The sequence below is a fragment of the Bartonella sp. LJL80 genome (assembly GCF_054871565.1).
In genome coordinates this window covers 64,959-80,752 of sequence record NZ_JBTXLM010000004.1, presented here as the reverse complement: position 1 = coordinate 80,752, position 15,794 = coordinate 64,959, and the positions used below count along the sequence as shown (strand labels likewise).

General features: G+C 47.6%; 11 protein-coding genes. 5 read left to right on the top strand and 6 right to left on the bottom strand.

Annotated features, from left to right (window positions below; translation table 11 throughout):
* Positions 1-104 precede the first annotated feature (104 nt).
* Positions 105-1,208, top strand: coding sequence for a serine/threonine protein kinase (locus tag ACYSNS_RS07195; protein ID WP_461722480.1), 1,104 nt, complete (start codon positions 105-107; stop codon positions 1,206-1,208).
* Between the two features lie 79 nt (positions 1,209-1,287).
* Positions 1,288-3,738, top strand: a complete 2,451-nt coding sequence (locus ACYSNS_RS07190; protein WP_461722479.1) for an ATP-dependent helicase — start codon at positions 1,288-1,290, stop codon at positions 3,736-3,738.
* Positions 3,739-3,776: 38 nt separating this feature from the next.
* On the opposite strand, the gene ACYSNS_RS07185 is transcribed toward ACYSNS_RS07190, so the two are convergent.
* On the bottom strand, positions 3,777-5,492 hold the full coding sequence (locus ACYSNS_RS07185; protein ID WP_461722478.1) for a thiamine pyrophosphate-dependent enzyme: 1,716 nt from the start codon (positions 5,490-5,492) through the stop codon (positions 3,777-3,779).
* 102 nt (positions 5,493-5,594) lie between these two features.
* Positions 5,595-6,224, bottom strand: coding sequence for a DapH/DapD/GlmU-related protein (locus ACYSNS_RS07180; protein WP_461722477.1), 630 nt, complete (start codon positions 6,222-6,224; stop codon positions 5,595-5,597).
* Between the two features lie 227 nt (positions 6,225-6,451).
* Here ACYSNS_RS07180 and ACYSNS_RS07175 point away from each other — a divergent pair, with 227 nt between their 5' ends.
* The 3 genes from ACYSNS_RS07175 to ACYSNS_RS07165 are packed head-to-tail and all read left to right on the top strand — an operon-like array spanning position 6,452 to position 9,763.
* Entirely contained in the window at positions 6,452-7,033 is a 582-nt protein-coding gene (locus tag ACYSNS_RS07175; protein ID WP_461722476.1) for an SCO family protein, read from the top strand.
* An 18-nt stretch (positions 7,034-7,051) separates the two neighbouring features.
* Positions 7,052-7,918 carry a 50S ribosomal protein L11 methyltransferase gene (locus ACYSNS_RS07170; RefSeq protein WP_461722475.1) on the top strand — a complete coding sequence of 289 codons (867 nt, stop codon included), beginning with the start codon at positions 7,052-7,054 and terminating at the stop codon, positions 7,916-7,918.
* An 18-nt stretch (positions 7,919-7,936) separates the two neighbouring features.
* A complete protein-coding gene (locus ACYSNS_RS07165) occupies positions 7,937-9,763 on the top strand; it encodes an aminopeptidase P family protein (protein ID WP_461722474.1) in 1,827 nt (608 codons plus the stop codon).
* Between the two features lie 67 nt (positions 9,764-9,830).
* On the opposite strand, the gene ACYSNS_RS07160 is transcribed toward ACYSNS_RS07165, so the two are convergent.
* From ACYSNS_RS07160 to ACYSNS_RS07145, 4 genes are all read right to left on the bottom strand, one after another.
* Entirely contained in the window at positions 9,831-10,763 is a 933-nt protein-coding gene (locus tag ACYSNS_RS07160; protein WP_461722473.1) for a DMT family transporter, read from the bottom strand.
* On the bottom strand, positions 10,756-12,912 hold the full coding sequence (gene ligA, locus ACYSNS_RS07155; protein ID WP_461722472.1) for an NAD-dependent DNA ligase LigA: 2,157 nt from the start codon (positions 12,910-12,912) through the stop codon (positions 10,756-10,758). The genes ACYSNS_RS07160 and ligA overlap by 8 nt, the downstream gene beginning before the upstream one ends.
* Positions 12,913-13,052: 140 nt before the next feature.
* Entirely contained in the window at positions 13,053-14,720 is a 1,668-nt protein-coding gene (gene recN / locus ACYSNS_RS07150; protein ID WP_461722471.1) for a DNA repair protein RecN, read from the bottom strand.
* Between the two features lie 6 nt (positions 14,721-14,726).
* Positions 14,727-15,614: an outer membrane protein assembly factor BamD gene (locus ACYSNS_RS07145; protein WP_461722470.1), complete on the bottom strand. Its 888-nt coding sequence runs from the start codon at positions 15,612-15,614 to the stop codon at positions 14,727-14,729.
* Positions 15,615-15,794: the final 180 nt, after the last annotated feature.

The window sequence follows — 15,794 nt, the reverse complement described above, 5'->3', positions numbered from 1 at the left end:
TCAACAGGACATTGCAACATGCTTTTATATATTTTCGCTTTGAAGGCGTATTTTTAAGCGTAAACACACTTGATTGAATATCAATGAGCGTCTAACTCAGCTTCATGGAACATTTTGAAGATCATCAAAGCGAAACGCAGCCCTTAACCGATCCGCAAACCTTACCGGACTTTGTGGTTTCAGCTGTTTTGAAGCGTGATGTTTTCTCAGAAACACGTGCCGGTTATTTCAGTGACCGCCCTGAGAAGCGGATTATACGTCGGATTGTCACAGCGTCCCCTTGGTGGTCACGTCCTCTCGCATGGATTTTAGCTAAACGTGAAATACGAGCGCTGAAAAAAGTACGCGGAATAACAGGCGTTCCTCAATTGATATCAGTGGATAAGGATGGGCTATATCGCTCTTGGAGCGATGGAACACCATTGCATCTTGCGCGTCCCAATACGCCAGAATTTTATCTTAGCGGTCACAAAATTCTCAGGAATATGCGCCGCCTTGGTATCACGCATAACGATTTGGCAAAACCGCAAAACTGGCTCATGACACCTGAAGGCGAAGCATCGATCATCGATTTTCAGCTTGCCAGTGCGCATAGACGCCGCGGAGCTTTATACCGTTATTTTGCCTATGAGGATTTCAGACATCTTATAAAGCAAAAAAAGAGTTTTGCCCGCCATCTTTTAACCCCTACAGAAAAACGTATCTTAAAAAATCGGTCTTGGCCTTCGCGCCTTTGGCTTGCTACCGGCAAACGGGTTTATAATTTTTGGACCAAGGGTGTGTTCAACTGGTCCGATGGTGAAGGAACGGGTGATCGTATCCAAGAGCAAGGGCCGACAATTCGTGCTTTGCTAAAAAGCGACGAACGAATTTATGATGTTGCTTTGGCGACTTATTCCCTACCTGCAAAAGGTGTTGGTCTTTATGCTTTCATTGAAACAACAAATCTCGACGAAAAGCAGATACGCACTTTACTTAAAGGCCAAAAGGTTGAGTTGTTACAAACTGTAACGCAACTACCGCGCAGACCAGACGGCTCGGTGCGGGATGACATCATGAAACTGATTGCCATGAACGAATTAACCGACTTGGCCAAAATAGTTAAGCGAGAGCCCGAAATTAAAGACATTGTCACGCAAATTGCCGAAAACAGGCTGAATTTTACGGATCGGCGTGTCCACGAATATGAGGTCAGCCGCTCTAAATAATAAAACTGCTGTGATTTTCATGCAAAAGTGCTGGCTGCTCTCTAGCAGAATGGCTTAAAAAACATTAAATCAGGGAACGATGACCGATTTTCCCGACGATATACCTTTTTTCGATGATGAAGCCCCTGCTCCTCGCACCCAGCCAAGTGGTCTGGCGGCGCGTGCCATGGCTGCGCGGAAGGCCGCACAAAAAGAGCCGGAATATCTTGATAAACTCAATCCTGAACAGCGTTTGGCAGTTGTGACAACCGAAGGGCCGGTACTTGTTCTTGCTGGAGCAGGTACAGGAAAAACCCGCGTTTTGACCACGCGCATCGCGCATATATTGCAATTGGGTCTGGCTTATCCCAGCCAGATACTTGCCGTTACATTCACCAATAAAGCGGCGCGTGAAATGAAGCACCGCATCGGTGATCTTGTCGGCGGTGCGATTGAAGGCATGCCTTGGCTTGGAACTTTCCATTCAATCGGGGTAAAACTTTTACGTCGCCATGCTGAACTTGCAGGGCTGAATAGCAATTTTACTATCCTTGATACTGATGATGTCATTCGGCTCTTAAAACAGTTAATCCAAGCTGAAGGGCTGGATGACAAAAGATGGCCAGCCCGTACATTCTCAAATATGATTGACGGTTGGAAAAATCGCGGCCTTTCACCAGAGCATATTCCTGAAGGAGATGCGCGGTCGTTTGGTAATGGCAAGGGACGCGAGCTATATCGTGCATATCAAGACCGACTAAGAACATTAAACGCATGTGATTTCGGTGACTTGTTGTTGCATCCCATACGCATTTTCCAGCAGAACCCTGATGTCTTGCGGGAATATCACGCAAAATTCCGCTATATTTTGGTCGACGAATATCAGGATACAAATACAGCACAATATTTATGGCTGCGTCTGTTGGCGCAACGCCCAGCAGGGCAAGCTGTCAACCTTTGTTGTGTTGGCGATGATGACCAGTCAATCTACGGTTGGCGCGGTGCGGAAGTTGATAATATACTGCGTTTTGAAAAAGATTTTCCCGGTGCAACGGTTATCCGTTTGGAGCGCAACTATCGTTCGACTTCCCATATACTCGGTGCCGCATCTCATCTCATTTCCCACAATGAAGGTCGACTTGGTAAAACTCTGTTCACCGATCGCAATGACCTCGATGAACCAAAAGTAAAAGTCCATGCAGCATGGGATTCTGAAGAAGAAGCACGTGCTATCGGCGAAGAGATTGAACAAGCACAGCGCACTGGTCATGCTTTAAACGACATGGCCATTCTTGTCCGCGCTTCATTCCAGATGCGAGAATTTGAAGACCGGTTTGTCACGCTTGGCTTGAATTACCGCGTCATCGGTGGTCCCCGTTTCTATGAGCGGTTAGAAATACGCGATGCGATGGCCTATTTTCGTGTCGTTGCACAACCGGCAGATGATTTGGCGTTTGAGCGCATTGTCAATACACCAAAACGCGGATTGGGTGAGGCTGCTATCCGGCAGATACATGATGCAGCGCGCGCACGCGGCATACCTATGTTTGCAGCGGCGTCGGAAATGGTTGAGACGGATGAACTTAAGCCTAAGCCGCGCAGTGCTCTAAAGCAGGTCGTTGAGAATTTCCGTCGCTGGCAAAACATGCTCGACAACACGCCACATACTGAGCTTGCAGAGACCATTCTTGATGATTCAGGTTATACAGGCATGTGGCAGGCCGACCGTTCTGCAGAAGCACCAGGACGACTTGAGAACCTGAAAGAGCTTATTCGTTCCATGGAAGACTTTGAGAGCTTGCGGAGTTTCTTAGAGCATGTGTCACTTGTCATGGATGCAGAAAAAAACGAAGATCTGGATGCGGTCAACATCATGACTCTTCATTCGGCTAAAGGCTTGGAGTTTGATACAGTGTTCTTACCAGGCTGGGAAGAAGGTTTATTTCCGCATCAGCGTTCGCTCGATGAAGGTGGACGCTCTGGCTTGGAGGAAGAGCGTCGACTGGCCTATGTGGGACTAACGCGCGCCAAAAAGAATTTACATATCTGGTTTGTTTCAAACCGGCGAATTCACGGTCTATGGCAATCCACCATTCCATCACGTTTTTTGGATGAATTGCCAGAGGATCATGTCGAAGTTGCTGAAGTTGAAACCTCTTACGGTGGCTATGGCCAATCGCGCTTCGACCGACAGGAACCATTTCAAAACACCTATGCGACGCCCGGTTGGCAGCGTGCGAAAAAAAACGCGAACGAAGCTACCCGCAATAATTGGGGTTCGCGTTCTGGTGCAAATGTCGAGCGGATCGGCTATGGTGAAGTCGATTCAGGCTTTGGCGCCGGTCGCTCTTCCAAGTCAAAAACCATCGAAGGTGAGCTCGTAGCAAAATCGGTTTCAGATTCGCCTTCTTCGTTTGCAATTGGTGACCGCGTTTTTCATATGAAGTTTGGCAATGGAAATGTATCGTCCATTGAGGGCAACAAGCTTACGATCGCATTCGATCGTGCCGGTGAAAAACGGGTATTAGACAGCTTTGTTCAGAAGGCTTAAAGATGCGGCAGCAATGTTAATATTACCGCCGCATCATTTCATTTTATGAAGTTATCGACCAGAAGATTTTTCACATCTTTGACGCGGCCTTGAAGAATTGCTTTTGTGCCATAAAGCGCCATACTGGAAACCTCTCCAGCTGTCACTTTCGGTGGCATGACCAGCTCGTAGCCACTTGTTTTGACGTCAAGAAGAGCCGGTCCCGGATTGGATAAGAATTGCTTTACTGTATTTTCAAGGTCTTCCGTTTTCTCAACCTTATATCCTTTAAGTCCAACGACTTCTGCGAGCTTGGAAAAATCGGGGTTAAGCAGATCGGTATAATGGTCGACCAATCCTTCAACCTTCTGTTCCAACTCTACGAAATTCAATGAAGCGTTATTAAAGACAACAATTTTTACGTCTAGCTTTTCTTGTATCACAGTCAAGAGTTCGCCCAAAAGCATTGCGAGACCGCCATCACCTGAAAATGAAATAACCTGCCGGTCTTTAAAAGCTTTCTTCAAGCCAATAGCTTGAGGCAACGCATTAGCCATCGTGCCATGGACCAAGCTTGCTAAAGTACGTCTTTTGCCATTGGTTTTGAAGTGTCGCATCACCCACACCATCGGCGACCCGCTATCTGCAACTGCAAATGCGTCGTCATCAGCATATCCACTTATGAGCGAAACAAGATGTTGTGGGTGAATAATGGTTTTAGACGATGCCGTTTCTTTCGTTTCAATTTCCTGAGCCTCTTTGCGGACTTTGAGGCACATATCAAGAAATGCCGTGTCGTGCTTCTCCTCCACCGTTTCTAACAATGCAGAAACAGTATCTTTTACATCACCAACGACACCTAAATGCACCGGATGCCTACGGCCCAGATGACTCTGATCAGAATCGACCTGTATAATCGTCGCTTTATCAGGATAGAATTGCGTAAAGGCAAAGTCAGTCCCCAAGAGCAATAGTGTGTCGCAACGCTCGAACATTTCAAAACCGGATTTAGAACCAAGCATTCCAGTCATCCCCATATCATAGGGATTATCATATTCGATAAAATCCTTAGCGCGTGATGCATGGCCAATAGGAGCTTTCAAAGTTTTCGCTAGCGCTATGACCTCATCATGAGCGCCTTTTACGCCCGACCCCACATAGATTGCAATCTTCTTACCCTTATGCAGCAAAGCAGCTATCTGCGCTAATTCTTCAGCTGATGGACGCAGAACGGGTTGTGGACGATGAACGCCGTAATTTGTAATATGTTTGACCATCTGCGCGGAAATGTCAGTGGGGAGGATGACGACCGCAACGCCTTTCTTCGCTATGGCTGTTTGGCAGGCCAGAGCAACTACACGTTGGGCGTCCTCAGGATTTAGAACCTGTTCACAAAATACCGAACAATGCGAATAGATCGCCCTGAAATCGACTTCCTGCGGATAATCTGTACCCAATGTATGGGTAGAGAGCTGACTGGCAATCAATATGACTGGAGAACGATTGCGATTGGACTCAAATATACCATTGATAAGATGAAGACTGCCCGGACCGCATGAACCGGCACATGCAGTCAATTCCCCGGTCATATAAGCTTCTGCACCGGCTGCGAAAGCACCCGCTTCTTCATGACGCATATGTACCCAGGCTATTTTGGATCGAAAAATCGCATCGGTAACGTGATTAAGAGTGTCCCCTACAATGCCATAACAATGTTTAACGCCGGCATTCTCAAGCGTATCAACCACAATTTCAGCAACGCGTTTTGCAGACATTTCCAAATCCTTCCCTGCAACAGATTGAAACAATAGGATGCTCCTGAAAAAGGGAAACAAGAAATAACGTCACCGTGTATCACGTGGCTTTGAACAATAAGCCTACTTCCATTTTTCTATAAACTCTTCGATGCTCAAATTTTGCATATCGGGCACGGCTTCATAAATGACGTTTAGCGTCCAATTCCACCAAGCCATATCAAGGAGTGCTTGAATAACCTCTTCCTGAAAGCGCATACGTAACCGACGGGCTGGCACGCCGCCGACAACCTCATAGGGGATGACGTCTTTCGTAACCACAGCATTGGCACCAATGACTGCTCCATGGCCAATCGTGATACCAGGCATGACAACGGCACCGTGGCCTATCCAAACGTCATTTCCAATGGTAACACGCTTTTCGTGGCGTCGTTCGCGAAAACCACTATCCAACGTCATAAAGCGAAAATACTCGTTGGGTCTATAGGTCATTTTATGCATAGAAACCCTCTCCATCGGGTGTTCCAGGGCATTGAGCCGAACATTTGATGCAATGGAACAAAAGCGCCCAACATCTGCATAAATAGCCTCTCCATTCCGTTCAAAGTAGCTGAAATCTCCAACTGTAACATCACGTAAAAGCACACGCTCACCGATCTCTGTATATCGACCAAGTTTGCATCCATGCAGGCGGGCTGTGTTGCTGATACGCGGTTCACTATCGTGAAAACGCTGATCGTTTTGACTACTCATGGGAGCCCCTATTTATTATCACTCAAAAGCTCAATCTTTATAAAGTGCAATGTGCCACGCGGCAATCGATCCCGCTCTGTGTTTTCCCGCGATCTGCGACCATTTTACCCGCAGCTTACCATTGCAGAATATCAACCTGCCCGATATAGTCCACGGCGTCGCAAGCTGGATATGCAAAAGCTGCTTCTCATGGTTGTATGCGAGAAAATGATTAAGGATTTTCCCTAATGAAGAGCGTTGTTCGTATTGTCATTTTGACAGCAATTTTCATTGCCGCTGTATTTGGATATGATGCGGTTATGAATCCACCATTAGGAGAGAATTTTTCTCTCACAGATTCAAATGGCAAGACTGTTACACAAGCAGACATCCGCGCGAAGCCGTCAGCGATTTTCTTTGGATATACGATGTGTCCGGATATTTGTCCGACAACTCTAATGGATTTGGATCGGTGGTTGAAAGAACTCGGGCCTGATGCAGACAAACTGGGTATTTGGTTTGTAACGGTTGATCCTGAACGCGATACACCGCAAATATTGCATGATTATCTCGCCAATTTCACCGATAAGATAACCGGCATCAGTGGCGATCCTGCAAAAGTTCACGCACTGGTTTCATCATTCAATATCGCCGCGGAGAAAGTTCCCGGTGAAAACGGTGACTATACCTATGACCACACTGCCGCTATTATCCTGTTAAAAAAAGGCGGAAGACTAGCCGGTATCATTCCCTATAATGTAGAAGAAAGCACGAATGCGCTAAAAGACAATATTGCTGTTGAGCGTTTGAAAAAGTTGGCTGCGCAGTAAATTTAAGGAAATTTCGCTTTGGGACAAATCCGTCTATACTACAAAACCTCCAAGACTGAGGCTGAGAAGCTTTATCAAATGATGGATGCTGCGTTTGAAGATGAAGCCTATCCGGTAGCAATAACAGAAATTGATGAAGCAAAAGAAATCAGCGAAGTTTCTCTTTACGCAGAAGAAGCAGAGCGAGATGATGTCAAAGAACGACTTGCTCATCTTCTTTCTATTGCGATATCGGCGATTGATGTTGAGATACTACCCGATATAGATTGGGTAAGCCATAGTCTGGCGGGGCTTAAGCCGGTACGTGCGGGACGTTTTTTTGTTCACGGGAGTCATGATCGCGAGAAGATCAAAGAGGGTGATCTCGCTATAGAGATAGATGCGGGACAAGCGTTCGGAACCGGTCACCATGGCACCACGGCTGGTTGTCTGGACATGATCACGCGCGTTATGCGGGATGAAAAGCCGCAAAATGCCCTCGACCTCGGTACTGGAAGCGGTGTTCTGGCCATAGGCGTAGCCATGCTGCAACCTATTCCGGTTCTTGCAACAGATATCGATCCGATTGCTGTTGATGTTGCCGCACAAAACTTTGTGCTTAACGGTGTATCGAACGTGGTGACCGCCTTGACAGCAACAGGCTTTTCCCACGCAGCTATCGCTTCACGCGCGCCATTCGATCTTATTGTTGCTAATATCTTGGCCAACCCATTGATCGAATTGGCACCGGAGCTTGTCGCTTCATTAAAAGCGGGTGGATCTGTTATCTTGTCTGGTATCCTGGAAGAACAACATGATCGCGTACTTAAAGCCTATACCGATCAGGGTTTGAACCATATTGACACGCTCCATCGTGAGGGCTGGGTTACAATACATCTTAAATAAAAATTATAGGGATCTTTCATGTTCCAATCATTCGATGTTTCAGCTGAACCGGAAATGGCCAAGCAGCGCGTTAAGGATCTACGCGAAAGAATGGAGATATTGAACATTGACGGCTTCATTGTTCCTCGAGCAGACGAACATCAAGGCGAATATGTCCCACCACATGCACAGCGCTTGAAATGGTTGACGGGCTTCACCGGATCGGCAGGCGTCGCGCTCATTTTAAAAAATAGTGCGATTATCTTTGTGGATGGACGCTATACGCTGCAAGTTCGCCAGCAAACTGATAGCTCTATATTTAATTACGAAGACCTTGTTTCATGCCCTCCCTCCAAGTGGCTCGCACAGCACGCGGCAGGCCTTCGCATTGGTTTTGATCCATGGTTGCACACCATGGCCGGCGTTGAAGCTCTACGGAGTAGCGTTGAAGAACAAGCCAAGGGGGAACTTGTCGCACTTTCAGAAAATCTGGTGGACATGGTTTGGACAGATCAGCCAGAACCGCCTTTATCCGAAGTTACAATACAGCCTATTGAATATGCTGGTGTATCTGCTGAGGATAAGATTAGAAAAATGCAGGATGAGTTACAGAAGACCGCTTGCAATCTAACAGTGTTAACCGATCCTTCTTCCATTGCCTGGACTTTTAATATACGCGGCAAGGATGTTTCGAACACCCCGTTTGCTTTATCGTTTGCGATCATTCGCGCTGAAGAACGTCCATCCCTGTTTATTGACGAACGCAAACTCGGTCATGTCGAGAAGAAATACCTCGAACAATTGTGTGATCAGCATCCACCAGCAGCCTTGCTTCCCGAGATTAGAAAAGAAGCGAACGCCAACAAGTCATTTGCGCTTGATCCGCAACTCGTTGCCGACATCTTGCGCCACGAAATCATCACAGCTGGTGGCAAAGTCGTAGAAAAACCTGATCCTGCGCGTTTGCCGCGTGCCGTTAAAAATGCTGCTGAACTAGAGGGGGCAAGACGGGCACATGCGCGCGACGGTGTTGCACTATGCCGCTTTTTCGCTTGGTTGAGTAGACAAACTCCAGGCAACGTCAGTGAGATTTCAGCAGCCCAACAATTAGAAGAATTGCGCGCTTCGACAGCAATTGAATTTGGATCCAAATTGGAAGATCTTTCATTTGATACGATTTCAGGTGCCGGTCCGGATGGCGCGATTATTCACTACCGTGTAACCAAGGCAACTGATCGACAATTGAATGATGGTGAACTGTACCTGGTAGACTCCGGCGCGCAATATCGTGACGGGACAACCGACGTTACGCGTACCGTTGCTATAGGAAAAACAAGCGCTGAAGAAAAACGCTGTTTTACTCTTGTATTAAAAGGCATGATTGCGATGTCAGCGGCACGTTTTCCTGCTGGCACACGCGGTCAAGATATTGACGTTCTCGCGCGGATTGACCTTTGGAAGGCTGGCTTGGATTATGCACATGGCACCGGTCATGGAGTTGGCGCTTATCTGTCAGTGCATGAAGGCCCTCAAAACCTGTCAAAACGAGGTGTTCAGGAATTGCTGCCCGGTATGATTATATCTAATGAACCGGGATATTATCGAGAAGGCGCCTTTGGCATTCGTATCGAGAATTTGCTTGCAGTTGAACCGGCCGAGAATATTGCCAATGGTGACCACCCGATGCTGGGTTTCGAGACGCTGACCTACTGCCCAATTGACCGCTCGCTGATCGACGTCGAAATATTGACGATTGAAGAAAGAAATTGGCTTAACCGCTATCATGCAGAAGTTTTCGATAGGCATTCTTGTCACCTTGATGACGCGGACCGTGCATGGCTGGAGCAAGCAACCAAGCAGCTGTGATAATCATCACTTTGTCATGGCTGGGTTAAAGAGGAAAAAACCCGCTTTCATTATGTTGATAAGCGGCTCAGCCCCGCACTTTAATGCGCGCAGAGCGTATCTGTTCGCGATAGAAAACAAATAGACCGCTGCCAACGACCAGAGTGGCTCCTACGAGCGTCAAGATATCAGGAATATCGCTAAATACAACGTATCCTATACAAACTGACCATACAAGCTGAAGATAATTAAACGGCTGGATGATTGTTAAAGGCGCTATTGAAAGTGCTTTTATCATCAAGAAATGCCCTGCAACAGAAGTCGCACATAACAGAGCCAAAAGCACAATGTGATGGCTGTCCATTGTCACCCAAAAGAATGGCAAACCAGCCGTCATAATCACTATTCCGACCAATCCTACGTAAAAAAACGATGTTTGCGGTTTATCGACATTGCCGACCAGACGCGTCAACGCCATATAAAGCGCAAAAAGAACAGCAGCCAAAATCGACCAAACAGCTCCCATTGATAGGACGCCTGCTCCTGGTCGCAACATGATGAGAATACCAAGAAACCCGACGACAAGCGCGCTGACACGTCGCCAGCCGACCTGCTCGTTAAGCAATAGCACAGCAAAGATTGTACCGAAAAGCGGGTATGATTGAAATATCGATGTGACTTCCGCCAAGCCCAACGTTCTAAAAGCCATCGCCACTATAATAAGCTCGGAAAGTAGAAGAACACCGCGTAGACACTGGATAATAGGCCGCTTGCTCTGGATGTTTTGACGTATCCCCCCATCCGCGGAACGAACCATATAGACGCCGGCCAAGAAAAATACCCAATAACGAACCATCACGATGAACGTAGCCGGATAGTTTGCTACAAGTGTTTTTGTTATCGCATCCTGGCCTGCAAAAATAATTGTCGCAATAACCGCAATAATAATGCCCACTGCATAACGAGGTTGGGAGGGAGGAACCAGTTCTGGCTGGATTTCAGGGGGAGCCGCCTTACGCATGATCTTGCCCTATCAAAACGAACCAATCATCTTCACCCATGGTCTCAATCCCCAATTCCTTGGCTTTAGCCAGCTTGGAACCCGCACCTGGCCCTGCAACTACCAGATCGGTTTTTTTCGAAACTGAACCTGCTGTTTTAGCACCTAAACGTTCGGCCATTGCTTTCGCTTCATCCCTCGACATGCGTTCGAGAGCTCCCGTAAACACAATGGTCTTACCGACTACGGGTGACCCTGACGTTACTGGTAACTCTTCCGCCAGAGGTTTCACTTGCTCTAGTAAAGCTTTCAAAACCTGCCGATTATGTTCTTCGCCATAGAAATCGATAATTGCCTCTGCGACAATACCACCGATTCCCTCTATATTTGTCAATTCATTCCAAGCTTCATTGCCTTTATCGCTTTTGTCTTTCGGAGCGACCGCATCAAGCGCAATTTGTGCAAATGTTTCATATGTCTGATAGGCACGAGCAATTCTGCGCGCATTAACCTCGCCTACATGGCGTATGCCTAGTGCATATAAAAACCGGCTTAATGTAATTTCACGCCGTGCATTAATAGAATCATAGAGCTTTCGCACCGAAGTTGTGCCAAAACCTTCTATATTCTCAAGCCGAACAAGCGCTTTTTCCTGTCTTGATTGCAGCGTAAAAATATCTGCAGGAGACTTTATTGCAAGATCTCCGCTTTCAGCGTGAAAGAAAAACTCGACCTGTTTTTCGCCCAATCCCTCAATATCAAAAGCATTTCGCGATACAAAATGTCTAATGCGTTCGACAGCCTGTGCAGGACAGATGAGCCCGCCGGTGCATCGGCGTACGGCTTCGCCCTCCTCACGCACTGCGTGACTGCCGCAAGCCGGACAAATATTGGGGAAGACAAACGGCTTTGCATCGTTAGGCCTGCGATCCTCTACAATATCAACAATTTGCGGAATGACATCACCCGCGCGTTGCACAATTGCCGTATCACCAACACGAATATCCCTACCTTCACGGATTACTTCGCCCTTGTTGCCGACGCCCTTTATATAGTCCTCATTGTGAAGTGTCGCATTGGTCACAACGACGCCGCCAACCGTGATGGGTTCCAACCGGGCTACCGGCGTTAACGCGCCCGTACGACCTACCTGTATGTCTATCTCTCGAATGATAGTCATGGCTTTTTCAGCGGGGAATTTATGGGCGATAGCCCAACGGGGCGAACGTGAAACAAACCCGAGGCGGTTTTGTAAGGACAGGTCATTAACTTTATAAACGACACCGTCTATGTCATAGCCTAAATCGGCGCGCTGCTCTTCTATTGCATGATAATGCCCAATGAGTCCTTCCGCAGTATCATACAATTTCGTCAGAGGATTAACTTTAAAGCCGTATTCGGCGAATTTATGGATCATACCCAATTGGGTATTTGTAGGAAAATCGCTGATTTCACCCCACGCATAAGCAAAAAACTTAAGTTTGCGGCCTGCAGTAACATTGGAATCCAGCTGACGAAGTGATCCTGCGGCAGCATTGCGCGGATTGGCAAAGATTGTTTTTCCTTCGTCTTGCTGACGTCTATTTAAAGCTTGAAAATCATCATGCCCCATATAGACTTCACCGCGGACTTCCAAAATGTCCGGAACAGCTTCAGGTAGAATATGGGGTATATCTTCAACAGTCTGTGCGTTAGCTGTCACGTTTTCTCCGATAGTCCCGTCACCCCGCGTTGCCGCGGTGACAAGCTTGCCTTTTTCATAACGCAATGACAGTGATAAACCATCAATCTTCGGTTCCGCTGTTATGTCTAACGGGTCATCCGCGTTTAAACGTAGAAAGCGTCTTATCCTATCCACAAAATCGCGCACGTCATCATCAGTGAATGCATTATCAAGCGAAAGCATCGGGATAACATGCCGAACCTTTTCAAACTTCTCCGATACGCTCGCACCGACCTTTTTAGAGGGGGAATCGTCCCTGACAAGCTGCGGAAAACGTAATTCAATTTCGTTATTTCGCCGCCTTAAAGCATCGTAGTCTGCATCGGAAATTTCTGGTTGGTCTTCAGTATTATAGAGAACGTCATGACGGGCAATCTCCTCCGCCAGCCTTTTCAATTCTTCAACCGCTTGCGGTTCGCTCATTTCATCGACGGGGATATCTTGCATTATTGGCTTCCGGAATCATTCGACGCAGCATCAACATGACGTTTTCTGCTTGAAAGCACAATACGCCAACGGTGGATCGATTGTGCATAGGCACAAAAACCAAAAGCTCCAAACCTTGAGTTGTTCCGAAAATTTTGGATTTATGACATGCCGAGCAATTTGTGGGCAGCGGCGCGTGCTTCTTCCGTAATTTGCTCTCCAGCAAGCATCCGAGCAATTTCTTCCGCACGCTCTTGCATATCCATCTTGTGCACACTCGTGGCTAAACGATTTTTGTCGTTCCTTTCGGTTTTGGAAATTAAAAAGTGTGCATCAGCCCGCGCTGCCACTTGTGGCGCATGGGTTACCGATAGAACCTGGACTGTTTTTGCAAGTCTCGAAAGGCGCTGACCAATAGCATCAGCCACAGCCCCGCCAACACCGGTGTCTATTTCGTCAAAAACGAGGGTTGGTGCTGAACCCCGATCTGCAAGAGCAACTTTCAAAGCCAATAGAAAACGCGATAATTCGCCGCCTGAGGCAACTTTCATCATCGGCCCTGGGCGAGTGCCAGGATTTGTTCGCACCCAATATTCAACACGATCTATACCTTCTGCGCCACGCAGGTTAGGATCGCTGGTCATTTCGACAATGAATTCGGCTCTTTCGAGCTTAAGCGCAGGCAATTCTGCCATTACAGCAGAAGATAAATCCTTGGCGCAGCTATGACGTCTTGCCGACAAGGTTGCGGCGGCTGCATCGTAGCCAGCAAGCGCTAACTGCACTTCACCCTCAAGTTGCTTTAACGTTGCTTCACCTGCATCAAGGTCAGCAAGATCAGCATCCATCCGGTCACGAAGTTCAGGCAGGCCATCAACAAGCACATTGTATTTACGTGCTGCTCCGCGCAAAGCAAAGAGACGCTCTTCAACCCGTTCCAGTTCGCGTGGATCAAAATCCAATGCCCGCATGGCGGCTTCAATACTATCCTGAGCAAAGCCCAGTGAATGCAGTGCTTCATCCAGGGATTTTACAATTGGCGCAATAAGTTCTTCAGCTTCGGGGATTTTACGTTCTAGTCGACGCACCAGATTCGCAAGAACAGGTACCGGCGATTCTGAACCGTTTAACATATCTCCCGCTTCATTGATATCTGTCGCAACCTTCTCAGATTTCATCATGTCGGAGCGACGGAAAGCCAGCTCCTCTTCCTCGCCTGGTTGCGGGTCAAGTGTATCAAGTTCATCAACAGCGGAACGCAGAAAATCGGCTTCACGGGCGGCCTGCTCTACCTTGGCTCGATGCTTTTTCAGCGTCGTTTCAAGCTCCCGCCAGACGCGGTAACGCTCCTTCAATCGCTCTGTTTCATCGTTCAGAGCACCAAACGCATCAAGCAAATTGCGATGCGCGTCGATATCAACCAAAGCGCGATCGTCATGCTGCCCATGAATTTCAACTAGTTTACGCCCGACATCGCGCATGAGCGCAACACTGGCAGCCTGATCGTTGATAAAAACCCGACTGCGCCCATCCGCTGACTGTATACGGCGCAATATAATATCACCGTCATCATCAAGACCATTATCACGCATGAGCAAACGCGCAGGATGATCACTGCCCACATCAAAAACAGCAGAAACCTGACCACTATCCGCACCGTGGCGAACAAGCGTAGCATCACCCCGCCCGCCTATGGCGAGCGAAAGCGAATCAAGCAAGATAGATTTACCAGCACCGGTTTCACCCGTCAGTACCGACAGGCCCGCTTCAAAGCTGATATCGAGCCTTTCGATCAGAACGATGTCGCGGATCGAAAGCTGTATGAGCATAATGGATCAGGACGCTTTCTTTCCGCCGCCAAATGCACGCGAAATCCACGACCCTTTATTTTCCTGTGGCGATACGCCGCCCTTCTGTAGAAGCTCAAATGCGCTCTTATACCACTTGCTTTCTGGGTAGTTCTGTCCAAGAACCGCAGCCGCTGTCTGCGCCTCGCTCGTGAGGCCCATCGCATAATTTGCCTCGGTCAAACGATAGAGCGCTTCTTCAATCTGGTTGGTGTTTGAGTATTCTTCAACAACCGTACGATAGCGCTTGATAGCTGCAAGATACTGCTTGCGCTCCTGATAATAGCGGCCAATTTGCATTTCTTTACCCGCCAACTGCTCACGACCAAAGCGGATTTTGGCCTTCGCATCATCGACATATTCTGATTGTGGATACCGATCGACAACTTCCTGCATAGCAGCGATAGCGCGTTTTGTATCTTTCTGATCACGTGTGATATCGGGTATCTGACGGAAATAGGCCAATCCGATAATATAATACGCGTACGCGGCTTCATCTGATGTAGGATAAAGAGCAATATAGCGTTTAGCCATATTGACAGCTTCATCGTAATTGCCCTGACGGTAATTGGTAAAAGCACCCATAACCAGCGATTTACGGGCCCATTCGGTATAAGGATGCTGCCGATCAATAGCGGAAAACTTCTTTGACGCTTCGCCTAAACGGCCAGCATCAAGATTGGCCAAAGCTTGGTTATAGAGAACATCGGGCGGATCGATCGTTTCGACATAGGCTGTCAGATCTATATCCTGATCTTTTTTGGAACAACCGGCCGTAAGGCATACACTGCCAAGCATCAGTCCAACCAACACTTTACGTGCAATATCGGATTTCGCATTTTCCGCGTTTTTATTATACGAAATAGACTTCGTCATGCTTTCTCCGGCCTTTCGGCACTGCCATTCTTCCATCAAACACCATGCCATACTGTCAACAGGCACACATCACTACTTGTGCATAAACCACAAGCTGTCCCGATCGGCAACTATCAACCTATAACTTTAACATTGAATTAGCCGATTTTTACCGTTCCGGTCAATCATTCCTTGAAGGCT